The sequence below is a fragment of the Hyphomicrobium sp. 802 genome, assembly GCF_000526135.1.
In the GTDB taxonomy this organism is placed as follows: domain Bacteria; phylum Pseudomonadota; class Alphaproteobacteria; order Rhizobiales; family Hyphomicrobiaceae; genus Hyphomicrobium_B.
Genome location: NZ_JAFM01000001.1, coordinates 2,882,673 through 2,907,503, shown reverse-complemented (window position 1 = coordinate 2,907,503; position 24,831 = coordinate 2,882,673). Strand labels below are relative to the sequence as shown.

27 protein-coding genes are annotated in these 24,831 nt (G+C 60.9%); 20 read left to right on the top strand and 7 right to left on the bottom strand.

The window, feature by feature from the left end; genetic code table 11:
- Window positions 1-15: 15 nt before the first annotated feature.
- From secY to HYP802_RS0114790, 16 genes are all read left to right on the top strand, one after another.
- A complete protein-coding gene (secY, locus tag HYP802_RS0114865) occupies window positions 16-1,359 on the top strand; it encodes a preprotein translocase subunit SecY (protein WP_013948171.1) in 1,344 nt (447 codons plus the stop codon).
- Complete coding sequence (locus HYP802_RS0114860; RefSeq protein ID WP_013948170.1) at window positions 1,356-1,949, top strand: adenylate kinase; 594 nt, start codon at window positions 1,356-1,358, stop codon at window positions 1,947-1,949. Before secY ends, HYP802_RS0114860 begins: the two co-directional genes overlap by 4 nt.
- A 188-nt stretch (window positions 1,950-2,137) precedes the next feature.
- The gene (gene rpsM, locus HYP802_RS0114855) at window positions 2,138-2,515 is read left to right on the top strand and encodes a 30S ribosomal protein S13 (protein ID WP_013948169.1); all 378 of its coding nucleotides are present in this window, start codon (window positions 2,138-2,140) and stop codon (window positions 2,513-2,515) included.
- 101 nt (window positions 2,516-2,616) lie between these two features.
- Complete coding sequence (gene rpsK, locus HYP802_RS0114850) at window positions 2,617-3,015, top strand: 30S ribosomal protein S11 (RefSeq protein WP_013948167.1); 399 nt, start codon at window positions 2,617-2,619, stop codon at window positions 3,013-3,015.
- Window positions 3,016-3,124: 109 nt separating this feature from the next.
- Window positions 3,125-4,147 (top strand): DNA-directed RNA polymerase subunit alpha, encoded by a 1,023-nt coding sequence (locus HYP802_RS0114845; protein WP_013948166.1) that lies wholly within the window; start codon window positions 3,125-3,127, stop codon window positions 4,145-4,147.
- A 159-nt stretch (window positions 4,148-4,306) separates the two neighbouring features.
- Window positions 4,307-4,732, top strand: coding sequence for a 50S ribosomal protein L17 (gene rplQ, locus HYP802_RS0114840; protein ID WP_013948165.1), 426 nt, complete (start codon window positions 4,307-4,309; stop codon window positions 4,730-4,732).
- Window positions 4,733-5,056: 324 nt separating this feature from the next.
- A complete protein-coding gene (locus tag HYP802_RS0114835; RefSeq protein WP_013948164.1) occupies window positions 5,057-6,169 on the top strand; it encodes an NAD-dependent epimerase/dehydratase family protein in 1,113 nt (370 codons plus the stop codon).
- A gap of 103 nt (window positions 6,170-6,272) precedes the next feature.
- Window positions 6,273-7,706 (top strand): Do family serine endopeptidase, encoded by a 1,434-nt coding sequence (locus HYP802_RS0114830; protein ID WP_013948163.1) that lies wholly within the window; start codon window positions 6,273-6,275, stop codon window positions 7,704-7,706.
- 124 nt (window positions 7,707-7,830) lie between these two features.
- The gene (locus HYP802_RS0114825; protein WP_013948162.1) at window positions 7,831-8,484 is read left to right on the top strand and encodes a polymer-forming cytoskeletal protein; all 654 of its coding nucleotides are present in this window, start codon (window positions 7,831-7,833) and stop codon (window positions 8,482-8,484) included.
- Between the two features lie 271 nt (window positions 8,485-8,755).
- Window positions 8,756-10,072 carry a replication-associated recombination protein A gene (locus HYP802_RS0114820; protein WP_024276057.1) on the top strand — a complete coding sequence of 439 codons (1,317 nt, stop codon included), beginning with the start codon at window positions 8,756-8,758 and terminating at the stop codon, window positions 10,070-10,072.
- A 111-nt stretch (window positions 10,073-10,183) separates the two neighbouring features.
- A complete protein-coding gene (locus HYP802_RS0114815) occupies window positions 10,184-10,831 on the top strand; it encodes a ParB-like protein (protein ID WP_013948160.1) in 648 nt (215 codons plus the stop codon).
- Between the two features lie 20 nt (window positions 10,832-10,851).
- Window positions 10,852-11,541: a VIT family protein gene (locus tag HYP802_RS0114810; RefSeq protein ID WP_013948159.1), complete on the top strand. Its 690-nt coding sequence runs from the start codon at window positions 10,852-10,854 to the stop codon at window positions 11,539-11,541.
- A gap of 135 nt (window positions 11,542-11,676) precedes the next feature.
- Entirely contained in the window at window positions 11,677-12,672 is a 996-nt protein-coding gene (locus tag HYP802_RS0114805; RefSeq protein ID WP_013948158.1) for an RluA family pseudouridine synthase, read from the top strand.
- A 15-nt stretch (window positions 12,673-12,687) separates the two neighbouring features.
- Window positions 12,688-13,197 (top strand): DUF6790 family protein, encoded by a 510-nt coding sequence (locus HYP802_RS0114800; RefSeq protein ID WP_013948157.1) that lies wholly within the window; start codon window positions 12,688-12,690, stop codon window positions 13,195-13,197.
- Window positions 13,198-13,350: 153 nt separating this feature from the next.
- The gene (locus HYP802_RS0114795) at window positions 13,351-14,031 is read left to right on the top strand and encodes an HAD-IA family hydrolase (protein WP_024276054.1); all 681 of its coding nucleotides are present in this window, start codon (window positions 13,351-13,353) and stop codon (window positions 14,029-14,031) included.
- Window positions 14,028-14,831, top strand: coding sequence for an ATP12 family protein (locus tag HYP802_RS0114790; RefSeq protein ID WP_013948155.1), 804 nt, complete (start codon window positions 14,028-14,030; stop codon window positions 14,829-14,831). Before HYP802_RS0114795 ends, HYP802_RS0114790 begins: the two co-directional genes overlap by 4 nt.
- Here the strand turns inward: HYP802_RS0114790 and HYP802_RS0114785 are convergent.
- The gene (locus tag HYP802_RS0114785; protein WP_024276053.1) at window positions 14,824-16,125 is read right to left on the bottom strand and encodes a hemolysin family protein; all 1,302 of its coding nucleotides are present in this window, start codon (window positions 16,123-16,125) and stop codon (window positions 14,824-14,826) included. The two genes, HYP802_RS0114790 and HYP802_RS0114785, sit on opposite strands and share 8 nt — an antisense overlap.
- Before the next feature lie 144 nt (window positions 16,126-16,269).
- Window positions 16,270-17,403, bottom strand: coding sequence for an NAD(P)/FAD-dependent oxidoreductase (locus HYP802_RS0114780; protein WP_013948153.1), 1,134 nt, complete (start codon window positions 17,401-17,403; stop codon window positions 16,270-16,272).
- A 121-nt stretch (window positions 17,404-17,524) separates the two neighbouring features.
- On the opposite strand from HYP802_RS0114780, the gene HYP802_RS0114775 reads away from it, so the two are divergent.
- From HYP802_RS0114775 to HYP802_RS0114765, 3 genes are all read left to right on the top strand, one after another.
- Window positions 17,525-17,905, top strand: a complete 381-nt coding sequence (locus HYP802_RS0114775; RefSeq protein ID WP_244420883.1) for a MarR family transcriptional regulator — start codon at window positions 17,525-17,527, stop codon at window positions 17,903-17,905.
- Window positions 17,906-18,038: 133 nt separating this feature from the next.
- Entirely contained in the window at window positions 18,039-18,746 is a 708-nt protein-coding gene (locus HYP802_RS0114770; protein ID WP_013948151.1) for a DUF2750 domain-containing protein, read from the top strand.
- Window positions 18,747-18,873: 127 nt separating this feature from the next.
- On the top strand, window positions 18,874-20,406 hold the full coding sequence (locus HYP802_RS0114765) for an acyl-CoA carboxylase subunit beta (protein ID WP_013948150.1): 1,533 nt from the start codon (window positions 18,874-18,876) through the stop codon (window positions 20,404-20,406).
- Between the two features lie 176 nt (window positions 20,407-20,582).
- Here HYP802_RS0114765 and HYP802_RS0114755 read toward each other — a convergent pair whose 3' ends face one another.
- The 3 genes from HYP802_RS0114755 to HYP802_RS0114745 form a co-directional block, all read right to left on the bottom strand.
- The gene (locus HYP802_RS0114755; RefSeq protein ID WP_013948149.1) at window positions 20,583-20,834 is read right to left on the bottom strand and encodes a hypothetical protein; all 252 of its coding nucleotides are present in this window, start codon (window positions 20,832-20,834) and stop codon (window positions 20,583-20,585) included.
- Between the two features lie 148 nt (window positions 20,835-20,982).
- A complete protein-coding gene (locus tag HYP802_RS0114750; protein WP_024276052.1) occupies window positions 20,983-21,699 on the bottom strand; it encodes a glutathione S-transferase family protein in 717 nt (238 codons plus the stop codon).
- 26 nt (window positions 21,700-21,725) lie between these two features.
- Complete coding sequence (locus tag HYP802_RS0114745) at window positions 21,726-22,421, bottom strand: ParA family protein (protein ID WP_081740978.1); 696 nt, start codon at window positions 22,419-22,421, stop codon at window positions 21,726-21,728.
- Between the two features lie 343 nt (window positions 22,422-22,764).
- Here HYP802_RS0114745 and HYP802_RS0114735 point away from each other — a divergent pair, with 343 nt between their 5' ends.
- Complete coding sequence (locus tag HYP802_RS0114735) at window positions 22,765-22,944, top strand: DUF1328 domain-containing protein (protein WP_013948146.1); 180 nt, start codon at window positions 22,765-22,767, stop codon at window positions 22,942-22,944.
- A 57-nt stretch (window positions 22,945-23,001) separates the two neighbouring features.
- Here the strand turns inward: HYP802_RS0114735 and HYP802_RS0114730 are convergent, their stop codons facing one another.
- Both HYP802_RS0114730 and HYP802_RS0114725 read right to left on the bottom strand, forming a co-directional pair.
- Window positions 23,002-23,862 carry an SAM-dependent methyltransferase gene (locus tag HYP802_RS0114730; RefSeq protein ID WP_024276049.1) on the bottom strand — a complete coding sequence of 287 codons (861 nt, stop codon included), beginning with the start codon at window positions 23,860-23,862 and terminating at the stop codon, window positions 23,002-23,004.
- Window positions 23,863-23,934: 72 nt separating this feature from the next.
- Window positions 23,935-24,696: a glucose 1-dehydrogenase gene (locus HYP802_RS0114725; RefSeq protein ID WP_013948144.1), complete on the bottom strand. Its 762-nt coding sequence runs from the start codon at window positions 24,694-24,696 to the stop codon at window positions 23,935-23,937.
- Window positions 24,697-24,831 lie beyond the last annotated feature (135 nt).

The following is a 24,831-nucleotide window of genomic DNA, read 5'->3' as shown; positions in this document are numbered from 1 at the left end:
TAGGAGAAGAGACCAATGGTTTCCGCTGCCGAGCAGCTTGCTTCGAACCTGAATTTCAGCGCCTTCGCAAAGGCGGAGGATTTGAAGCGGCGCCTGTGGTTCACGCTTGGTGCGCTGATCGTCTTCCGCCTGGGCACGTTCATTCCGCTGCCGGGCATCAATCCGGCCGCATTCGCCGAGACCTTCAAGTCTCAGGCGGGCGGCATTCTCGGCATGTTCAACATGTTCTCGGGCGGTGCGCTTCAGCGTCTCGCCATTTTCTCGCTGAACATCATGCCGTACATCTCGGCGTCGATCATCATGCAGTTGATGAGCTCGATTTCGCCGAAGCTCGAAGCCCTCAAGAAAGAGGGTGAGGCGGGCCGCAAGCAGATCAACCAATATACGCGCTACCTGACGGTTGTGCTCGCAGCGCTCCAGGCTTACGGCATCGCCGTCGGTCTTGAAGGCTCGCGCAACGCCGCCGGCGCTGTCGTCATGGATCCCGGCCTGTTCTTCCGCGCCACGACCGTTATCACGCTGGTCGGCGGTACCGTGTTCCTGATGTGGCTCGGCGAGCAGATCACGCAGCGCGGCGTCGGTAACGGCACGTCGCTGATCATCTTCGCCGGTATCGTAGCGGGCCTTCCGGGCGCGCTGGTACAACTTTTCGAGCTGTCGCGTACCGGCTCGATCTCGCCTGGCATTCTCGTGTTCTTCCTGGCGCTCGCTCTGGCGGTCGTCGCGGCCATCGTCTTCTTCGAGCGCGCCCAGCGGCGTCTGCTCGTCCAGTATCCGAAGCGACAGGTCGGCAACAAGATGTTCCAGGGCGAGGCTTCGCACTTGCCGCTGAAGCTCAACTCGTCGGGCGTTATTCCGCCGATCTTCGCCTCGTCGCTGCTGTTGCTGCCGATCACGGTTGCCCAGTTTACGGCAGGGCAGGGCCCGGAATGGCTCAACGAGGCGGTCGCCGCGCTCGGTTCAGGCCAGCCGCTCCACATGCTTGTGTACGCGCTGCTGATCCTGTTCTTCGCGTTCTTCTACACCGCGGTTGTGATCAACCCGAAGGAGACGGCCGACAATCTGCGCAAGTACGGCGGCTTCCTGCCCGGTATCCGCCCTGGGGACAAGACCGCCGAGTATATCGACTATGTTCTGACCCGCATCACCGTCGTCGGCGCACTCTATCTGGCAGCAGTCTGCGTTCTCCCTGAGATCCTGACGTCCTACGCCGGCATCCCGCTCTACTTCGGTGGCACCTCGCTGCTGATCGCCGTCAGCGTCACGATGGATACTGTCGCTCAGGTCCAAAGCCACCTGATCGCCCAGCAATACGAAGGCCTCATCAAGAAGGCCAAGCTTCGCGGGGCGCGCCGATGATCCTGATGCTGTTGGGCCCGCCAGGCGCGGGCAAAGGGACGCAGTCGCAGATCATTTCCGAGAAGCTCGGACTGCCTCAGCTTTCCACCGGCGATATGCTCCGCGCGGCCGTGAAAGCCGGAACGCCGGTCGGCCTCAAGGCGAAGAAGATCATGGCGGAAGGCGGCCTCGTCAGCGACGAGATCGTGATCGGCATCATCGCCGACCGCATTTCCGAGCCGGACTGCGCCAAGGGCTTCATTCTGGATGGTTTTCCGCGCACGCTGCCCCAGGCCGATGCGCTGGACGATCTGCTGAAGTCGAAAAACCGCCATATCGATTGCGTGATCGAGCTGAAGGTCGACGACACCAAGCTCGTCGAGCGGATCGAGACCCGCGCTCGCGAAACGCTTGCGGCAGGCGGCACAGTCCGCGCCGATGACAACGCCGAGGCCCTGAAAACGCGCCTGATCGCTTACTACCGCGAGACGGCGCCGCTCATTGGTTACTATTATGCTCACAAGCTGCTGAAGTCGATCGACGGCATGGCGCCGATCGCCGACGTAAGCCGCCAGATTGGCGCATTGTTGAATCAATTCCAGGATGCTTGACAAAGAAAAAAGCACGCATTGACGGAAGGGAAGACCCGAGGTAGAACACGCAACTTTCTTCTAGGGCTCAACTTGATCCGACCAGGGCTTGAACCCCCGGTTCTGCGGTCGTTGCGCCTTTTGGCACTTGAGAAATATCGAATACGGCATCGTTAATTCGACACGAGATTTAAAGGCAGGAGACTGAAGTGGCCCGCATCGCAGGCGTCAACATTCCGACAGGCAAGCGCGTTGAAATCGCGCTGCGTTATATTCATGGCATTGGCCCCAAATTCTCGAAAGAGATTTGTGAGAAGTGCAGCATCCCGCCGGAGCGCCGCGTCAATCAGCTGACCGACGCTGAGGTCCTGCAGATCCGTGAAACCATCGACCGCGATTACACGGTCGAAGGCGATCTCCGCCGCGAAGTTCAGACCAACATCAAGCGCCTGATGGACCTCGGTTGCTACCGCGGTCTTCGTCACCGCAAGGGCCTCCCCGTTCGCGGTCAGCGCACGCACACGAACGCCCGCACCCGCAAGGGCAAGGCTGTTCCGATCGCCGGTAAGAAGAAGGCGACGAGGTAGTTCGTCACCGCAAATTTCTGCGCGCCGGTCTGGTTTTTTAAGATCTCCGGCGCGCGCAACGTTTTTAGCCTCATCGGTTGAGGCATGGAGCAACGACGGTAATGGCCAAGGAAGCAGCAGCGCGCGGCAAAGTCAAAAAGCGCGAGAAGAAGAACATCACGTCGGGCGTCGCGCACGTCAACGCGTCGTTCAACAACACCATGATCACGATCACCGACGCGCAGGGCAACACGATCGCCTGGTCGTCTTCGGGCACGAAGGGCTTCAAGGGTTCGCGCAAGTCGACGCCCTACGCTGCTCAGATCGCCGCCGAAGATGCCGGCAAGAAGGCCCAGGAGCACGGCATGAAGGTGCTCGAAGTCGAAGTCTGTGGTCCGGGCTCGGGTCGTGAATCGGCACTCCGCGCGCTCCAGGCTGTTGGCTTCCAGATCACCTCGATCCGCGACGTGACGCCGATCCCGCACAACGGCTGCCGTCCGCGCAAGCGCCGTCGCGTCTAATACGAAATTCTGCCAGCGCGCCGCTCGTCCGGCGCGCGGCGATGCATGCACTGCTCAAGAGATTCCGCGGCCCGCTCCCCCGTCCGCGCCAAACTAAACGAGGTATCTCGTGAACGTTCTCCAGAAGAACTGGCAAGACCTGATCAAGCCGTCGAAGCTTGAAATTCAGACCGGCCGCGATCGTTCGCGCATCGCGACCGTCGTCGCTGAGCCGCTTGAGCGCGGCTTCGGCATGACGCTCGGCAACGCGCTGCGCCGCGTGCTGCTTTCGTCGCTTCAGGGCGCTGCGATCAAGACCGTGCAGATTGATGGCGTGCTGCATGAGTTCTCGTCGGTCCCCGGCGTCCGCGAAGACGTGACGAACATCATCCTGAACATCAAGGAAATTGCGCTCCGCATCCATTCGGAAGGCGTGAAGCGCATGGTGCTCAAGAAGGAAGGTGCCGGCCCCGTCACCGCAGGCGACATCGAAATGTCGTCCGAAGTCGAAGTCCTGAACCCCGACCACGTGATCTGCCACCTCGACCAGGGCGCCGCGATCCGCATGGAGTTCACCGCCGACATCGGCAAGGGCTACGTCGCGTCTGACCGCAACCGTCCGGAAGATGCGCCGATCGGCCTGATCCCGGTCGACAGCCTCTATTCGCCGGTCAAGAAGGTCTCCTACAAGGTTGAGAACACCCGCGAAGGCCAGATCCTCGACTACGACAAGCTGACGATGGTCGTTGAAACCGACGGCTCGGTCCGCCCGGAAGATGCCGTCGCGCTTGCTGCCCGCATCCTGCAGGACCAGCTCGCGGTCTTCATCAACTTCGAAGAGCCGAAGAAGGCCCAGGAAGAGCAGCGCCATCCGGAGCTCGCCTTCAACGCCGCGCTTCTCAAGAAGGTCGACGAGCTCGAGCTTTCGGTCCGCTCTGCGAACTGCCTGAAGAACGACAACATCGTCTACATCGGCGACCTGATCCAGAAGACGGAAGCCGAGATGCTGCGCACGCCGAACTTCGGCCGCAAGTCGCTCAACGAGATCAAGGAAGTCCTCGCCACGATGGGTCTCCATCTCGGCATGGAAGTTCCGAACTGGCCGCCGGACAACATCGACGAGCTGGCGAAGCGTTTCGAAGACCAGTACTAAGAATTCCGGCTGGCCCGCGGTTCGTGGGCCGGCCGAGTACCCGGATAGCTCAGAGAGCACCGGGTCCTATGGGCGAAGGTGAGGCCACAGAAACTCCCGCGCTCAGACCGGACAGCAATCCGCTGACGGTTGCTTTCACAATGTAAGGATGAAGATACGATGCGACACAAGAAGCTCGGCCGCCGCTTTGGCCGCCACGTTGGTCACCGCCAGGCAATGTTCTCGAACATGGCGGCTGCCCTCATCAAACACGAACAGATCGTCACCACGCTGCCGAAGGCGAAAGACCTGAAGCGCGTCGTCGATAAGTACATCACGCTCGCAAAGCGCGGTGACTTGAACTCGCGCCGTCTGGCTATCGCGCGCCTGCGTGACGAAGACATGGTCAAGAAGCTCTTCGACGTTCTCGCCGCACGCTACAAGGACCGCAACGGCGGCTACACGCGCGTTCTGAAAGCCGGCTTCCGGTATGGCGATAACTCGCCGCGCGCCGTCATCGAACTCGTCGATCGCGACGAGAGCGTGAAGGGCGCCGAGGACAAGGCCCGCCACGAAGCCATGCTCGCCGAGCAGGCCCAGAGCTAACTCGCGCTCGAAGCGACCAGCATGAATTTGCTATGGCCGGGCTTGCCCCGGCCATTTGCGTTTGTGGCTCTTAAGCGATGACGTTGATGGCTCGTCAGATTGGCAGCCAAAATCAAAAACCCCGGCGCTGAGAGCTGCGCCGGGGTTTTGCTTTGGGGGCGATATGATGTGTAAGCGTGCGTAGGAGCGGGATTAAATCCTGCAGGCTCGGCACATCGAGAAATTGCGATGCCCCCTCCAGCTCTTTCGCCAAGGTTGTCGCTCATCTGCATTACACGTGTGTGACGCGAGCCCCGCAGACACCATTTTATCGTCGATCTGACGTTGCCATCCGGGCGCATTCTGCCCGACTATCGCCTCTATCCGGTGCGCGAGGCGCGTGCCGCCTTTGAAACGGTTGGTGCGTCCATGCCTTCGGATTCTCAGGTTGTCGTGACCGGCGCAACCGGCCTTGTCGCCAAGTACACGATTGCCGAGTTTCTCCGTCGTGGACACAGTGTTCGCGGCACGCTGAGAAACATGGGCAAGGCGGACGGCGTTCGCGCGGCGGTGACACGCCTCGGCGCTGACGCTTCGAAGCTGTCGTTTGCTGTCGCCGACCTGACTAGCGATGCCGGCTGGGACGACGCCATCGCTGGCGCCGATGCCGTCGTTCATACGGCTTCGCCGTTTCCGATTTCGCAGCCGGACGATCCCGACGACGTGATCTTGCCCGCGCTCGATGGCACGCTGCGCGTTCTCCGCTCCGCGACGAAAGCCGCCGTCACGCGCGTGGTGCTGACGTCATCCACAGTGGCGATCTTCTATCCCAGCGGCGTGTCGGCGGGGCACATCTATTCCGAGCAGGATTACAGCGACGAAACGCGCCCCGATCTGACGCCCTACGTCAAATCGAAAACCATCGCCGAAAAGGCCGCGTGGGACTTCATCGAGTCGACACACGGTGCCCCCGAGCTGATCGCCATCAATCCGAGTTTCGTGCAAGGCCCGGCCGTCGATGCCGATCTTTCGACCTCGCACGAGCTTTATCGCATCATGGCGAAGGGGACCTATCCGGCAGCTCCGAGCATAAGCTTTCCCGTGACGGATGTGCGCGACATCGCCGCAGCGCACGCGGAAGCGGCAGTACGCCCCGGCGTCGGCGGCAACCGCTATCTGGTCGGCGAGGGGCGCTTGAGCCTTTATGAGCTGGGCCGCATCATGGCGCGCGAACTGCCGGATCTCGCGTCCAAGGTGCCGAAATTCGAGCTTCCCGACTTTGCCGTGCGAACAGCTGCCATATTCGACAGGAAGTTGCGGACCGTTCTGCCCGAGCTTGGCGAAAAGAAAGACTACACCAACGCCAAAGTGAAGGCAGAACTGGGCCTTACGCTCCGTAACGCCGACGACGCCGTCGTCGCCGCGGTGCGATCATTACGAGACCTTAGGTTGATCTGACCGCACCCCAGACCTTATCTCTGCGATCGGATTCGTCTCGCCGGAGACGGTCGAGCATCAACTATGGGACGGTCTTGCAAGACCCATCGCGAAGAGCTGATCGATGACAATGAAGAAGTGGATCCTCGTCTGTGCTGCCATCGTCGCTGGTGCGGCCGTCACACCGAAGATCTTCAGTCCGGCGGAAACGGCGTCCGCCCAAGAGAAGATGCCGCCGCCCTCGCGCGAGGCTATCCAGTATTCCTACGCGCCGATCGTGAAGAAGGCCGCGCCTGCCGTCGTCAACGTCTATGTCCGCAGCCGCGTTCGCACGTTCGACTCACCCTTCGCCAACGATCCCTTCTTCCGTCATTTCTTCGGCGACGCTTTCGGCCGTCCGTCAGAGCGTGTGTTGAGTTCGCTCGGCTCCGGGGTCATCGTCAATCGCGAGGGCCTCGTTGTCACGAACACGCACGTCATCAAGGGCGGCAGCGACGCCGCCATCCGCGTGGCGCTTGCCGATAAGCGCGAGTTCGACGCCAAGGTTATCGCGCAGGACGACAAGGCCGACATCGCCGTGCTGAAGATCGAAGGCGGCGACGGTAATTTCCCCTATCTGCAGTTCGATGATTCAGATTCGCTCGAAGTCGGCGATCTCGTGCTCGCCATCGGCAACCCCTTCGGCGTCGGCCAGACCGTAACGAGCGGCATCGTCTCGGCGTTGTCGCGTTCGGAGATCGGTCAATCGGACAGTCAAGTCTTCATCCAGACCGACGCGGCCATCAATCCCGGTAACTCCGGCGGCGCGCTGGTCGATATGTCCGGTCGCCTCGTCGGCATCAACACGATGATCTATTCGCAGTCCGGCGGTTCCGTCGGTATCGGCTTCGCCATTCCATCGAACCTGGTTCGCGTCTATGCCGAAAGTGCGGAGAAGGGCCGGAAGGTCGAAAAGCCGTGGCTCGGCGCCAAGATCGAAGCCATGACGCGGGACTTCGCCGAAGGCCTCGGCCTCGATCGCGTTTCGGGTGCTGTCGTCACCCGGCTTTACGATAAAGGTCCGGGCGCAGACGCCGGCCTTCAGGCCGGAGACGTGATTACGCATGTCGATGGCGTTGAGGTCGTCGATGCGCGTGCCGTCTATTATCGTTTGATGACGAAAGGCATCGGCCGCACGGCGAAGCTGACCGTCATTCGCAACAAAAAGCCGGTCGATATCGAGATGCCGCTCGTCGCGGCGCCGAAGCCTGGCAAGGGCGACGCCAAGAATCTCTCGGGCAATCACCCGCTCGATGGTGCGCGCATTTCCAACATCCTGCCGTCCGTCGCCGATGAGTATAATCTCGATCAAACTGACGGGGTCGTCGTGACGTCCGTGCGTGACGGTTCGCTGGCTCAGCAGTTCGGCTTCCAGCCGGGTGATGTCATCGTCGCCATCGGGAAGAAGAAGATCGCCAACGTAGACGAGGCCGACCAAGCACTCGAAACGCGCCAGCAGCTCTGGCAGATCTCAGTCAAGCGCGGCAGCCGCGTCCTCCAGCTTCAGGTGCCGGGTTAGGGATCGCAGCCCTGGGTGTTAACCTCGATTGCCGCGCAACTGTCGAGAAGCTGACAAAATCATGGCCGAGGTTACGCCTCGCGACCTCCGCGGTCGCGCCCAGTAGGCGTAACGGAGTGAGCCGATGTCCGAGAACCGTGGCGTGTTGATCATCGGCGAGGACGCCGTCCTGAAAGGCGAGGTCAAAAGCGGCCAGCGCGTCGAAATCTGGGGCTACGTCGAAGGCGGCGTCACAGCCTCAGAGGTCATCGTGCAAGAAGGTGGCAAGCTCTTCGGCACCATCAATTCCGATACCGCAGAAATCCGCGGCACCATCCAGGGCGACGTCCGCGTCCAGCAGCTCATTCAGATCAAGAGCACCGGCCACGCCGCTGGCAAGATCAAATACGGCCGCTTGTCGATGGAAGAGGGCGGCGAACTCACGGCACATGTCCGTAACATCCCGCCCACCCTTGGCGGCGATCTCGACCTGACCGTCACGAAAGGCCGTTCGGTGCGCATCACTACGGCCGACCTCAACGCCCTCGATCCCGATGACCGGCCCGAAAATCTGACGTTCCATATCTCGAACGCGTCGGGCGGTTCCGTCGTCCTGTCCAACGATCCTGCGCAGGCCGTGGCGACGTTCTCGCAGGCCGATCTCGAACGCGGCATGGTCTATTTCACGCACGATGGCTCGGACGCGGCACAGGCCCGTTTCGACGTCGAAGTCAGCGACGTCTCCGGCGCCACCTCCGGCACTCCACAAACGGTCAACGTCGCTGTACGGAACGATTAGCTAAAATCGGAGACCCATCTCCAACTGCCGTCATCCCGGCGCAGGCCGGGATCCAGACAAGCCGCGACAGCCGTTATGTTGAGGTTTGTCTGGGTGCCGACCTTCGTCGGCATGACGGTGGGTGAAGCGAATGTTCGCGCCTAGCGGCCGGCTCCGCGGAGCGGAGTCGCTCGGCGCAAATAAAGCACTCGGCCGGCGCGCGGACGCGTGTTGCCAAGCGCCAGCAAAAGAGCCTTTGGACGCCGGCCGCGCGGCCTTATATAAGGCGCGTATGACCAATCTCTTCGAAGCTGCCGGACTGGAAAAGAGCGCACCTCGGCCGCTCGCCGATAGGCTGCGCCCCAAGACGCTGTCGGAAGTCGTCGGCCAGGAACATATCGTCGGACCCGAAGGCACGCTGACGCGGATGCTGAAGAGTGGCCGCGTGCCGAGCCTTATTTTCTGGGGACCGCCCGGCTCCGGCAAAACGACGATTGCGCGCCTGCTCGCGGGCGAAACGAACCTTGTGTTCGAGCAACTCTCGGCCATCTTCTCGGGCGTCGCCGAGCTGCGCAAAGCCTTCGACCGCGCCAAGATCATGCGCGAGCAGGGCAAGGGCACGCTGCTCTTCATCGATGAGATACATCGCTTCAACCGTTCGCAGCAGGACAGTTTCCTGCCCTACATGGAAGACGGCACGATCACGCTCGTCGGCGCCACGACCGAGAACCCGTCGTTCGAACTCAACGCCGCTGTGCTTTCGCGCGCGAGCGTGCTGGTTCTCAATCGCCTGACGGACGAAAACCTTGAAACGATCTTGGAACGCGCTGAGAAGGAGGTCGGCCGGCCGCTACCGCTCGATGATGACGCCCGAGACGCGCTGAAGGGCATGGCGGACGGCGACGGCCGATCGATCTTGAACCTCGTCGAAGATGTGTTTGCTGCTGTTCCAGCGAAGGGCAAACCGTTGACGCGCGAAGCCCTCGTCAAGCTCGTGCAGCGTCGCGCGCCGCTTTACGACAAGTCGCGCGAAGGTCATTACAACCTGATCTCTGCGCTGCATAAGGCCGTGCGCGGTTCCGATCCCGACGCCGCGCTCTATTATTTCTGCCGGATGCTCGACGGTGGCGAGGACCGTTTGTTCCTTGCGCGTCGCATCGTACGGATGGCGGTGGAAGACATCGGCCTCGCCGATCCGCAGGCGCTTGTCGTCGCGAATGCCGCCAAGGACGCCTATGATTTCTTAGGCTCTCCGGAAGGCGAACTTGCGTTGGCCGAAGCCGTTATTTACGTCGCGACGGCGCCGAAATCGAACGCCAACTACGTCGCCTACAAGGCCGCGATGCGCGCTGCGAAAGAGCACGGCTCGCTGTCGCCGCCGAAGACGATCCTGAACGCGCCCACCAAACTGATGGAGGAGGAGGGCTACGGCTCCGACTACCTCTACGATCACGATCAGCCGGACGCATTCTCAGGGCAGAATTATTTCCCCGACGCTTTCAAGAAGCGCCCGCAATACTACGACCCGCCCGAGCGCGGCTTCGAACGCGAAATCAAGAAACGCCTCGATTACTGGGCCAAACTCCGCGCCGAGCGGAGTGGCAGATAGGCCGCCGGCCGAGGGGTCTTCCCACCATTTACAGTTTGGTAAGTCCGCGAACGGTTCGAATTCCGCTACGACTGTTGCGACGTTAGAATGCCGACCTCCGAGGATCGTCAGATGGCCCAGCAATCGATAGAACCAAACCCGCGATCGCCGCAGCCGCTGCTGCATTCCATCGCCATTGCCGATCTACGGCCGACGCAGATGACGGTCGGCATGCGCGAGGTCGAGCGCAAACGCGCCGAATGGAAGAAACTCGCGCCGACAAAGACGGGCACATTCCTCGGTCGCCATATGATCCCCGTCGTCCGCGGCCCGAAGAACCGCTACTACGTCATCGATCATCATCATCTAGGCCGTGCACTGCATGACGAAGGCGTCGAGCAGGTTTTGATTTCGCCGGTCGCCGACCTTCGTGCGCTCGACAAAGAAGAGTTCTGGCGCTTCATGGACAATCGCGGCTGGATGCATCCGTTCGACAGCGGCGGCGAGCGCCAGACGCGCACGGAGCTTCCCAAGTCGATAGCCGAACTCGTGGACGATCCGTATCGCAGCCTCGCGGGAGAACTTCGCTTCGCGGGTGGCTACGCGAAGGACGCAACGCCATTCAGCGAATTTCTTTGGGCCGACGCACTCCGCCGCCGTGTCGATGCCAAGATCGCCAAAAGCGACCCCGAATCTGCGCTGACGCAGGCACTTCAGTTCGCTAAAAGCCCCGAAGCATCGTATCTTCCCGGTTGGTGCGGGCCTCATGCTCGCTCATAACGTTAGCAGGTAAGAGAAACATGGCGACGACCGAGCAGCACGTTGTAGAACGCGTCGGCTGGCTGCGCGCAGCGGTCTTGGGCGCCAACGACGGCATTGTCTCGACCGCAAGCTTGATTGCGGGTGTCGCTTCGGCCGATTCCTCGCAGCAATCTATTCTCATCGCGGGCGTCGCCGGTCTCGTCGCCGGTGCGCTTTCCATGGCCGCCGGTGAATACGTGTCGGTCAGCTCCCAACGGGACGCAGAAAATGCCGACCTTGCCCGAGAGCGCAAAGAACTCGTCGATCAACCGGACTTTGAGCTTCAGGAACTGACCGACATCTACGTCGCCCGCGGCGTTGAGCCATCGCTCGCACGTCAAGTCGCGCAGCAACTGATGGCGCGTGATGCGCTTGGGGTCCATGCCCGAGAGGAACTTGGCATTTCCGAGTTGACGACGGCACGCCCCATCACGGCTGCGCTGGCATCGGCTGTGTCTTTCGCCGTCGGGGCGGCAGTTCCTGTCCTGGTGGCGCTTTTCTCGCCGGAAGGCCGCGTGACCTGGTTAGTCACCGTCGCCTCTCTTGTCTGCCTCGCGGCTCTCGGCGCCATCGGAGCCCAGGCCGGCGGAGCGAATATTGGGCGTGCCGTCGTGCGGGTAACCTTCTGGGGCGCGCTGGCGATGGCGATAACCGCGGCCATCGGCCATCTTTCTGGGGCCGCCGTTTAGCGGCCGTTTATCTTACCGCCCTTCCTAGCCGCCCGGATCGGCGCTATACGGAATTCCGCTAAGGATTCCTCTTATGATCTTCGCACTTCGCTTGCCACCGGAATTTTCTGGGGCCGCACGACGTTGGACACTCCGATGACCGACACGCCTTCAAAAGTCGAAACGCTGCGCGTCGCGCACGGCGAGGCCGATATGCGCCTCGACCGCTGGTTTCGCGTGCATTTCCCGGAGGTCGGCTACACCTATCTCCAGAAGCTTCTGCGTTCGGGGCAGGTCCGCGTCGATTCCAAGCGCGCGCAGGCGAACGACCGTCTCAATGTCGGCGCAGAAATCCGCGTTCCTGCGATCGTTCGTCAGCCCAAAAAGTCGGGGCCGGGACTGCAGGCCCCTCCCGGCGTCTCAAAGGGCGACCGCGATACCATCGAAAAGATGATCCTGTTCGAGGATGACTACGTTCTCGTTCTGAATAAGCCGTTCGGCCTCGCGGTCCAGGGCGGCACCGGTACGAAGAAGCACATCGACGGCATGCTCGAAGGCATGGCCGACCGCTTCGGCGGCGAGCGTCCGCGGCTGGTACATCGCCTTGACCGCGACACGACCGGCGTGCTGCTCGTTGCCAAAACGCGCGAGGCGGCAGCGAAGCTCGGGCGGACGTTCCAGACACGCTCCGCTGCGAAAACCTATTGGGCGCTCGTGAAGGGCGTTCCGAAGCCGCCGCAGGGCAAGGTCGAGGCAGCACTCGTCAAAGCCTCAGGACCTGACGGCGATCGCGTCCGCAAGGCAAAACCCGGCGAGCAGGACGTCGCGATGCACGCGACCACACACTATTCCGTCATAGATCGCGCTGCGCACAAAACGGCGTGGGTATCACTGAAGCCGGTGACCGGCCGCCAGCATCAGCTCCGCGCGCACATGCATCTCATCGGCCATCCGATCGTCGGCGACAACAAGTACGAGGGCGACGTTCACATGCCCGCCGAGAATATCGATAAGAAGCTTCACTTGCACGCGCGCCGCCTCGTTATTCCGCATCCGAAAGGCGGAAAGACCATCGACGTTACCGCGCCGTTGCCCGATCACATGCGGCGCACTTGGGAACTCCTGGGTTTCGACGAAGAAAAGTTCGAATAGAACAAGGCGAGCGCCATGATCTCGGAAATCATCAGGTTCGTTCTTTCGAATTTCACGCTCACGTTTCTCGTTATTGGACTTCTGTTTTCGCTCGCGGCGATCATGCGTGCTTCCAAACCCGTGACAGCCGCCGTGGTCGTCGAGAAGTTGATTTCGTGGCACGTGTTCTGGGCCATCGGCGTCTGCTTCTTCTACAACTTCGTGATGCATTCCTTCTTCGGACAAATGGCGGCTCAGTTCATCGGCTGGGCCGATAGTCCTTTTCAGTTCGAGGTCGGAACTGCGAGCCTCGGCTTTTCCGTTGTGGGGTTTCTGGCGGCGTTCCGAAGCTTCGACCTTCGTCTCGCGGCCATCGTCGGACCGGCATTATTCGCGCTGGGCGCGGGCTTCGGCCACATTTACCAGATCGTGACGCAGCACAATTTTGCGCCCGGCAACGCCGGCGTGATTTTCTATCTGGACTTCCTCATCCCGCTTTTCGGCTTCCTGTTGCTCTGGCTCCAGCATCGCCTCGGCCGCCCCTAGCTTTTTATGGTGCTCAGCGACACGCGTTCCGCGCGCCGGCCGCCATGCGCCACCTAACGGGCGAAGAAAGTTACAAAAATCATCCGGCGGCCGGCTCCCCGTAAGGGGGGGCGCCGGGTGCAAACTAAAAATCCCCATGCTAAAACGCCCCCCATGAAACTCGTTGTTTTTGATTGCGACGGCACGATCGTCGACAGCCAGGCGGGCATCGTGCTGTCGATGGTGCACGCCTTCACCACGCTCGAGATGACCCCGCCGACGCGGGAGGCAACGCTCTCGGTCGTCGGGCTTTCGCTCCCTGAGGCGTTTGCAGTGCTGGCCCCCGATGTTGACAAGGCGACGCGCGCTGCGCTCGCTGAACGCTACAAGATGGCGTTCCGCGAGCTGAAGCACGATCCGGCCGAAACCGAGATCCTATTTCCGCAAGCCAAGGAAACGATCGCCAATCTCGCCGCGCGTGACGACCACCTTCTCGGCATCGCGACGGGCAAGTCGCGTCGCGGCATCGATCGGCTGTTCGACCGCGAAGGCTGGCACGGAAGTTTCGCAACCATCCAGACTGCCGACGATCATCCCTCGAAGCCGCATCCCTCGATGCTTCAGCGCGCTATCCTCGAAACCGACGCAACGCCCGAAGTTACGGTCATGATCGGCGACACGACGTATGATATGGCGATGGCGCGGACTGCTGGCGTGGCGGCAATTGGCGTCGCCTGGGGCTATCACACCGTGGCGGAACTAAACAACGCCGGCGCTCATATTATCGTCGAACGTTTCGAAGATCTGCCCAAAGCCATCGACGATGTCCTCGCACTTGAAAGCAGCGCCGCATGAACGACGAGAACGGAAAAGGCAAATCCGGCTCTGGGCCTGCTGAGCCGCGGCCATCCGGCGGTCCAGGCAAAGTCCTGAACGACAGCCTGGCCAAACCGCTTCCGCGCCGCTTCTACAAAGAGGTGAGCGTCGGCGACACGGCACCTTTCAGCGTGCTGCTCGATGGCCGCCCGATCAAAACGCCAAAGAAGCGTGCGCTTGCCTTGCCGACGCACGAACTCGCGGAAGCCATCGCCGAGGAATGGCGCGCCCAGGGTGAGCATATCAACCCCGCACATATGCCGTTGACCCGTTTCGCCAACACAGCCATCGATGCTGTCGCCGATACGCTTGACGCCGTTGCCGATGATATCGCCGCTTATGCCGGAACCGATCTCATCTGCTATCGCGCAGAGACACCAGAAAAGCTCGTCGAGCTACAGGCCGAGCATTGGGATCCGATCGTCGCGTGGGTGAACGAGACGCTCAACGCCGAGTTTCGGGTCGTGTTCGGCATCGTGCATGTCGCTCAGCCAACTGCTGCGATCGTCGCTTATGAGCAAGCGTTGGAGCCGCACGACGCCATGCGGCTATCGGGACTGCACGTCATCACGACGCTGACCGGTTCGGCGCTGATCGCGCTCGCCATCGACCGCGAATGGCTGAGCCCGGACGCCGCCTGGAAAGCCGCGCACGTCGATGAAGATTATCAGATCTCGCTTTGGGGCGAGGATTCTGAAGCCCTTGCACGCCGCCGTGGCCGCCGGGCCGAGTTCGACGCCGCCGTGCGGTTTCTGACTTTGTGCAGAAAAGCTACGTAGGAAGTCTGCGCCGCAACGGCACCAGACGGCTTGCGAGCACCTTGTCGATACGGCGCGCATCGAGATCGACGACCTCAAACCGCCAGCCGCTGATATCGACGTGCTCGCCCGTCTTCGGCAAATGCTGCAATCCGGCAAGAACAAACCCGGCGACAGTCTCGTAGGAGCGGTTCTCCGGCAGCACGATGCCGATCTTGTCGGCCATTTCATCGACCGGCATACCGCCGGAAAACAGCCACGACCCGTCGTCGCGCTCGACCGCATAGGGCTCAAGGCCCTCGGCATCGGATTTGAAAACGCCCGCAATCGCTTCGAGAATATCGGCGGGCGTGACGAGGCCTTCGAAGTCGCCGTATTCGTCGTGGATCAGCGCCATCGGCACTTCCGCGTCTCGCAGCACCGAGAGCACGTCGAGTGCCGCCGCTGTCTCGGGGATCATCGGCGCCTTGCGAACGAAGGACTTCAGATCGAAGTTGTTGCCGGAGAGGAGGTTCGACAGCAGCTCGCGCGTCTGCACCACGCCGATCAGCTTGTCGGTCGAGCCTTCACCGACAGGTAGACGCGAATGCGGCGTCGAGATCAGCCGTTCCTTGATCGCTTCGTCCGACGCGGTGATGTCGATCCAGACGACATCGGTGCGCGGCGTCATGATGCCGACGACGGCGCGATCTGCCAGACGCATGACGCCCGAAATCAATTCGCCTTCGCCCGTCTCCAGCACACCCGCCGTTTCGGCTTCCGCGATGAGCGTCTTGATCTCTTCATCCGTGACCTTGCTCTCGCTTTCCTGCGACAGTCCGAGAAGACGGAACACGAGGTTCGTCGAGGTATCGAGAAGCCAGACGATGGGCGCCGCGATCTTCGCGAAACCCGTCATGATCGGCGCAACGAAACAGGCGATCGCCTCGGCGTTGCGCAGCGCCAGCGTCTTCGGCACCAATTCGCCGATAATGACCGAAAGATACGTGATGACCGCGACGACGATACCGAAGCCGGCCGGGTCGGCAATCTGTCGGCTGAAGCCGAGGTTTTGCAGATAGAGGGAAGCGTCCTCGCCGAACGTCTCGCCCGAATAGGCGCCGTTGATCGTGCCGATCAGTGTGATGCCGATCTGGACGGCCGACAGGAAGCGGCCGGGCTGCGCCGAGAGTGCCAGCGCGCTGTTCGCGCCGGAACGGCCCGATGCCGCCATGGCTTTCAATCGCGGCCGGCGTGCCGAAACAATCGCAAGTTCGGAAAGCGCAAAAAGGCCGTTGAGAAGAACAAGGGCCAGAACGATGAGGGCTTCGGTCACGATGTTCGCGGCCGACGGATGTGCGTCCAAGCCACTCCAAGTTGTTGGGAAGCGTTATGCTATGGGCACGGACGGGGCAAATCAAGGTCGCCTTTTAGGTGGCCGCCCCCAGATTTCTGCATCGTCCCGGCCAATGCACTGGGCCTATTGCGCTGGGATACGCGCCTCAACGCGTTCCTTAAAATGCGCCAGGACATCCGAAATGCCGGTCGAGGAAAAAACACCGTTCAAGCCGGTTGACGCTTCTTCCGCAGCCGGCGTCGCCCGCGCGACCATCTCCGCTTCATAATGCTCAACGGCCGACCAGCCGTTTTCAGCTGTCAGCGCATCCGCAAGATCGACGGCATCGGCGAGCGCGAGATTGACGCCTTCGCCCGCGAAAGGCGACATCAAGTGCGCAGCATCGCCTAGCATTGTGAGCCCAGGTCTGCTGATCCAATGGTGGCCAACCGGCAGTGCATACAACTGGCGAACGCCAATAATGTCGCCTTCCTCGATCAACTGGGTCAACGTCGGAGCCCAACCGTCGAACGCCTCCCGTACGGTTGCACGTACCCGGCCGGTAGATCTTTTTGACAAGTCCTGGGCCTCAGCCTCCGCGATGCGAATACCGGCGTAGCCGCGGATGTGCCCGTGACCGTTGCGCTGGGCGATCAGCGCGCGGTTGTTGCCGACCGCAAACATTTTGCCCCTCCCAACAAGGGTATCGACAGAGGGGTGGCGGCTCGCATCGAAGCCGAGTTCGACAAAGGTGACGCCCTCGTAAAAAGGCGTGGCGTCGGAGAGCAAGGGACGGACGCGAGACCAAGCGCCATCGGCGCCGACGACAATGTCGAAATGTTCGCTGATGCCGTCGCTCATCACATCGTAACCGCCATTCTCCGCGTGGCGGACACCCGTGATCCTGTAGCCCCAACGCATCTCCGTTGTGGAAAGGGAGCCGAGCAGGATGCGGCGAAGTTCTGTGCGGTCGATTTCGGGCCGGTCGTCGCCAAGGCCGTCGTAGTCGAACAGGAGCGTTCCGTGTTCGTCGTACAAACGATCGCCCTGGTCTTCCGGTCGAGCAGCAGCACGAAATTCCGCCTCTAACCCGGCGCAACGCATGGCGCGCTGGCCGGACTCGGCGTGAAGGTCGAGAGAACCGCCTTGCGGACGCTCGCCGGCGTGAGCATCACGCTCGAACACTGTCGCGATCACCCCGCGGAGTTCCAGTAGCCGGGCGAGCATCAATCCGCCGGGGCCGCCGCCAATAATTGCGATCTGTGAACCGATTGCCATTTCCGCCGCCTCCGTTTACATAGGGTCCTATGTTATAAACATAGGACCCTATGTAATGGCAAGCGGGAAGTGGAAGCCGATGGAGACGCCCGGTCATTATTTCAGTCGAATTGCGCGCGGTTTGGCGCGGGTCGGCGACACGCGCCTTCGTGCGCTGGGCTTTGCCTCCGCGCATCTGCCCGTGCTTAGCGCTCTCAAAGACGGTAATCGAATGTCGCAAATCGAGCTGGCGCGTTTGGTAAAAGTTGAGCAGCCGAGCATGGCGCAGCTTATCAATCGCATGGAGCGCGACGGCCTGGTGCGCCGGGAACCGGATCTAACCGATCGCCGCAGCAGCATGATTTCGCTTACCGAAAAAGCTTTGGCGAAGCTGCCTCAGGGGCGTGAGATCCTCCTTCAAGGCAACAAGGAAGCGATGGAGGGGCTAACCGCGCAAGAGGTCGAGACGCTGATGGGCCTGTTGCGTCGGGTGCTGGCAAATGTCGAAGCCATGGACAATTGAGGCGCAGACGTCGCATCGGAAACACAGAGGAAAGAACCGAATTTAACACGAAGGATTATCTTTACCCGGGACCTCCTTGTCCTCGCGTCGCGTTTCAAGAACACTTGCAGGAATGATTCGGGGTCGGTGACCAATGCTCAACGCGCCGCGCATTCCAGAGCTAGCGCAACGCGACCGCTTCGTGCGCCGGGCGGTGGCCGAAGGGCGTGTGCTCACGCTTGCCGACGAGGAAAACGCTTCCGTGCCCTCGCAGAAGGTCGCTGGGCGAACGGTTCAGCTTTTCTGGTCAAGCCCGATCGAGGCCGGGCGCTGGGCTGAAGCGTTGGCCGGAAACCGCGAGTTGCAGGATATCTCTCTGGAAGTATTTGCAACTGATATTCTGCCTGGCATCGCGACCGCCAAGGGTTTCGTCGGCACCGACTGGGTTTCCGATCCGATCGAAGCCGAGATCGACCCGCGCGATCTTCTGATCCGGCTCAAGACCGAGGCGATCCCGCTTTATGTGGCCGCCGCCCGTGAGAAGCGCGAAATTTACCTTGTCGGCAATGCCGAGGGCCCGATGCTGACGCCCGGCACGCAGAAGCCGCGCTCGGCCGACAAGCTGCACGTTTTTTCGCACCGGCCTGACGCCGAAGCCCACATGAAAAAGATCGCGGGCAAGCGCGTCATCGTCGAGCCGATCGCGAATTTCATCGCAACGACGCTGGCCTGGGCCGAAGCCCAAAATCATCCCGTTCTGATTGAGCCAGTTCGCGGCGCCGGCTTTGTCGAGGTCAAGGCGGCTGATTTGTCCGCCCGGCTGGCCGCTCCGGCAGCCGAGCCCGCCGCAAAAAGCGCCTGAGTTTCCGGGCCTTTGCCGACGTACCGGGCTTGGCTCCGGCATCGCGACAACTCACCGTTTGCGCTGCATCGGAGCCATGCTAGAGAGCCCTTTCGGCACATTCGGCCCGAGCCAGGCAAGGGGTTCCATGAAAGACATTATCGATGAGCTTGAGAAGCGCCGCGACAATGCCCGTCTCGGCGGCGGCCGCGCCCGCATTGACGCGCAGCATGCCAAGGGCAAGCTGACCGCCCGCGAGCGCATCGAACTTCTGATGGATGACGGCTCGTTTGAAGAATTCGACATGTACGTCGAGCACCGCTGCACCGACTTCGGTATGGAAAAGACGAAGGTGCCGGGCGACGGTGTCGTCACCGGCTGGGGCACGATCAACGGCCGCGTCGTCTACGTCTTCGCGAAAGACTTCACGGTGATGGGCGGTTCGCTGTCCGAGACACACGCCAAGAAGATCACCAAGATCCAGGATATGGCGCTGAAAAACCGCGCCCCGATCATCGGCGTGTTCGACGCAGGTGGCGCGCGCATTCAGGAAGGCGTCGACGCGCTCGGCGGCTATGGCGAAGTATTCCAGCGCAACGTGCTGGCGTCCGGCGTTATCCCGCAGATTTCCGTGATCATGGGACCCTGCGCGGGCGGCGATGTCTACTCGCCTGCCATGACCGACTTCATCTTCATGGTGAAGGACACGAGCTACATGTTCGTGACCGGCCCCGACGTCGTGAAGACCGTGACGAACGAAACCGTGACCGCAGAAGAGTTGGGTGGTGCCAAGGTCCACACCACGAAGTCCTCGATCGCCGACAAGGCCTACGAGAACGATCTCGAGGCACTGCTGCAGATGCGTCGCCTGATGGACTTCCTGCCGTCGAGCAACCAGGCGGGCGTGCCGCTCATCCCGACGCACGACAGCCCCGATCGCATCGACCATTCGCTCGATACGCTGATCCCCGACAATCCGAACAAGCCCTACGACATCAAGGAACTCATTCTGAAGGTCGTGGACGAGGCGGACTTCTTCGAAATCCAGGAAGCTTTCGCAAAGAACATCGTGACGGGCTTCGCACGCATGGAAGGCTCGACCGTCGGCATCATCGCCAACCAGCCGATGGTGCTCGCGGGCGTGCTCGATAGCGATGCGTCGCGCAAAGCCGCGCGCTTCGTTCGCTTCTGCGATTGTTTCGACATTCCGTTGGTGACGTTCGTTGACGTTCCGGGCTTCCTGCCGGGCACCGCGCAGGAATACGGCGGGCTCATCAAGCACGGCGCGAAACTGCTGTTTGCCTATGCGGAAGCCACGGTGCCGAAAGTCACGGTCATCACGCGCAAGGCCTACGGCGGCGCTTACGACGTCATGAGTTCGAAGCACATCCGCGGTGACGTCAACTATGCGTGGCCGACCGCCGAAATCGCCGTCATGGGCGCGAAGGGTGCAGCCGAAATTCTTTACCGCTCTGAATTGTCTGACCCGGCGAAGATCCAGGCCCGCATCGACGAATACAAGAAGCGCTTCGCCAATCCGTTTGTTGCCGCCGAGCGTGGCTACATCGATGAGGTCATCACGCCCTCAGCGACGCGCAAGCGCCTTTGCCGCGCGCTCAACATGCTGCGCAACAAGACGCTCGAAAATCCCTGGAAGAAGCACGACAACATTCCGTTGTGATGGTTCCGCCGCTTCCGGCTGTCTGCGACCAGCGCAGTCGGAAGCGGCAAAACGAAAATGCCCGGCGCGCCGAACGCGCGTCGCCGGGCGTTTTCAGAAATTCTGCCAAGAACGATGCGTCAAGTAATGTGCCCGGCGGCCAGCCCGCGGAACGCGTGTCGCCGGGCACAAACTAATTAGAGATTAATCCACACGCCGCCGCGCCAGTAACCGCGGCCTTCATGCTCGCGCCAGCGATAGTGATCGTGATCGCCCCACTTCCAAGAGTCTGGAAACACGCGCAGATGCAGGCCCGGTTCGTATTTGTAGTGCCCGCGCACGTGCCAGCAATCGCCTTCTCTGTTGCAGACAATTGCCGCCGAAGCCGTGGTCGCGGTCAGAGCAAGCATGCCCGCGCCAAGCAGTGCAGCGGTTGTGACGAATTTCATGAAACTTACCTCTCGTTTGTCGATAGGACGGTCTTCAAACGGGATCGAGAGGTAATGGTTTCCCGCGCAGACGCAGCTTGTAGATTTGTAAAGAACATGAACCGCAGCTATCCGACCGGAAGCGCTGCATTATAGGAACAGAGTTCCCTCAAATGTATTGCTCACTGCGAACCCGATCTATGTAACTGACGAGATTTTGCTTATTCGCCACATAATGCGCGCCGGGCCATTCATGCGGCTGATCGTGAAGATGACGAAGCATCGCGTAGGCCGAGGCATCTAGGGAATGTAGTCTGTCGCCAAGGAAATAGGGCTTGTCGCCGAGATATGCGGACAGCGCGTCGATATCCGTCTTGAAACAGTCAAGCACGGTTGACGAGGATCGCCGCCCCATTCCTTGCCCACAAAAGCCGGACAAGATCCGAAGACGGAAGGCATCCAACGCCGCTCTGAGTTCTGGAGTCACCTCGGCGCCTTGAACGATGAAGGGGATATATGTTTCCCAGCCGGCATCCGATCGCCAGCGCGGTTCAATGACACCGCTCCAATAGAGGTGTTCTTCGATAAGCCGGTTCCATGCGAGAGAGTTTGCTCTCTCCGATGGCGAAAGATCCGCATCGAGCGGATCGCCGAACTTTTCCTTGAGGTACGCGATGATTGCGTTGGAGTCGGCGACCTTTGTGCCGTCACTGTCGATGATATAAGGAAGTTTGCCGTGCGGCGCATCGATGTCGATCCGCGCGAGGTCCTGAGATCGATGTTGAAACGGAATTCCAACGAAAGTCATGTATGCAATGACTTTGGTGACATAAGGACTGATATCGGGAAGCCCCCACGCCGGCACGTACCCATAAACAGTGATCATGATAACCCCTGCAGCGTGCGGAAGATTCAATGCGCCGAATAAACGCCGTTGGCGGAACGAACGTGCTGAAGAATTTTCCTCAGCACACTGGCCATCAATTCATTGGCGCGTTCGTTGAGCGAGGCTTCCGAGGTTTCAGTGATCGCCCGGCCGCGATTGTGCGCACGCCGATAACCGAGCCGCTCCGGCAGCGAGCCAGTGAGCGGCTTATAGCCGGTCGTTTCAAGGTAGTGCCGCGCCCAGCGTTCTTCTTTTGCGTCCAGGATCCGGCAAAGGGCAACACACAGCCGATCTTTCGATAGCCCCCTCTGCTCCAGTTCATAGAGCAGCAGCGTCGTTGGATGGAGATCGTCCGAACTCGTGCCAGTCGGCAGAACGATGAGATCCGATGCACGCGCAATTTCGAATGTTTCGGGCGAGAGATGGCCGGGTGTATCGATGACGACAAGATCGGCGTCCGACGTATCCTTCAGCGCATCGGCGACCGATGAAAAAGCCTCCGCGTCGATGGTTCGAAGCGCACGGCTCGTTGCGCGCGTCGTCGACCAGCGCACGGATGTCTGTTGCCCGATATCGAGATCGAGCAGCTTGACCCGTAGGTTTCCTTGCGCCGCGACGACCGCAATGGCTCGCGCCAGCGTGCTTTTTCCCACGCCGCCTTTTTGGCCGATGATGGATAGAACGACAGGCATGGCAATCGACGGGCCAATTAAGACGTTCACGACAACTCTTAGGCTAGCTCCGAGTGTTAGGCTGGCCAAGCCATCTTTGCCGCCCGGCCGCGTCCCCGGCGTTAATCTTTAACGAACGGGGCAAAAATGTCGAACGACATCGCCAGGGGCGAGCCGTGCACCGCGCTGTTATTTCGGCCCCGCATTGGCGGCGAGACCTGGGAGCATGGCCACACTGGGGCCGGGCTCTCCGTCGACCGGGATGACAAACGAGGGCGGCCGGCTCGCGGAAAGCGTGTCGCCGGGCGCAATAAAAAGCCGGGCACAAGCAAAAAGGAACTTAAAAACGCCGGCGTGCGTTCGCTTTCCAGACATTTGAGCATGGAGGACCACAATGGGTGGCAGCCTGATTTATTACGCGATCGTCTTCTTGGTCGTCGCGCTTATTGCGGCGTTTCTCGGCTTTGGTGGCGTAGCTGGAACGGCGATGTCTGGCGCGCATCTCTTGCTGATGGTGGCCGTCGTGTTCGTGATCATCGGCCTCGTGGCCGGTGTGTTGCGACGCGGTGTGTAGGTTTTCTGTCGCCGTTGAGCAGCCCCCGGCGCTCGAAGCGCTGGGGCTGGTTCCAATTCACTTCGGCACCATCAGAGCGTAGCCAGCCGCGTTCTTGAAGTTCTGTCGTTCGGTAGATGACAACAGCGCACGCGCGACGGTGGCGACGATTGCTAGGAAGGGCATCCGTATTTTGCGACCCAGCCGATCGCCTTCCTCGCCGAAATAGCGAATTTCCTCGCGGTGCCAACCATGTTGATCGAAGAAGCCAAACCAGTCAGTGGGGCGGAATAAAAACGGCGCGTTCTGCATTTTGCCCGACATCATGCCCTCCCGGAACTTGAGAAGCTGAGGCGAAAGATAATCGACGATCCAGTAGGCCGCATGATCGAGCGCATGGAGATCATCGGCCAGAGCCCCGGCAGCATCTGTTGTCAGATACGGAACGACGCCCTCGGTCAGGACCAGAAATTTCCGCGATTTCGCATTAACCTCTGAGAGCACGGATTTGCGTTCCGCATCGTTCGCGAGATCGCATTTCACGCGTGACAGACCGAAGCGCGGCTTTTCTTGCGCGAGCAAGCTTTTCTTGTAGTCGATCATTGCCGGGTAATCGGCTTCGATCCAATGCAGCGCCGGAGGCAAATCCATTCGATAGGGCCGGGTATCGAGGCCCGCTCCGAGGTTCAAAACAGTATCGACACCGTTGGCGACCGCACCTTGAATGAAATCATCGATGATGCGAGTGCGGACGGCAATGACCCACTCCGTCAGGAACGGCCGCGGCATGGCTTCGGCGATGGTCCGTCCGCGATCTCCCGCCAGCACTGCCGCGAGGGGATCATGAAAGAGAGCATCCGCGCGCTTACCTTCGATGCCGCGATAATGAGCGACCCAGAATGCGGTATCCGAGACGTTCTCGATGATTGCGGTTGTCACGGGGATATATCCTTGAGCCTATTGAGCGCCGAGCGGCATAAGCCGCGATTGCGTCAGCGCGACGACCGCGAACTAGACATAAATCATCTTCACGCTCATGCCGCCGTCGATGATGATGTTTTGCCCAGTCATGAAGCCTGCATCGTTCGCGAGAAACAGACATGCCTTGGCAATGTCGTCCGGTACGCCGACGCGGCCGACAGGATGCTGCGCGTTGTCGGCGTCCGAATGATGCGGGATTTTTGCGCGTGCCGAGTATTGCCAGTCTCCGGTCTCGATCCAGCCGGGGCTGATCGCGTTGACGCGAATGCCATAGCCGCCGAGGCTGATCGCCAGGCCGTGCGTCAGCGCGATGATCGCGCCTTTTGATGCCGTGTAGGCTTCGGTGTTGGCCTCCGACATGAAGGCGCGCGTCGAGGCGATATTGATGATTGCACCGCCCCGCTTTGCCTTGACGAGTTCACGCGCGACGGCTTGCGTGCAGAGCACCGCACCGCGAACGTTGACCGCCTGCACGCGATCGAAATCCTCGATCCGCAATTCGAGGAACGGCTGATTGGCATTGATCCCGGCGTTGTTAACGAGCACCTCCGGACAGCCGAACGTTTCGATGGTCCGCGCGATCCAGCGGCTCACGTCTTCCTCGCGCGACGTGTCTGCGCGCTCGTACAGCGCGCGCCCGCCGAGCTTGCTGATGTATTCGACGGCTTCTTCGCCTGCGTCCGCGGCCGGATCGGCGATGGAAACCGCATAGCCCGCCGCCGCGAAAGCATACGCGATGCCGCGTCCGATGCCTTGTCCGCCTCCCGTAATCGCGACGATTTTTGCATCCATGTCATGCGATCCTGATGTGACTTCGGATGAAAGCATTATAGAACGGCCAACGTGCGAAACGGCGCAGCGTTGCACGCACGCCATGCAAACGCCGCAAGCCCGAACGATAGCAGTTGGAACGAAGTCTATTTATAC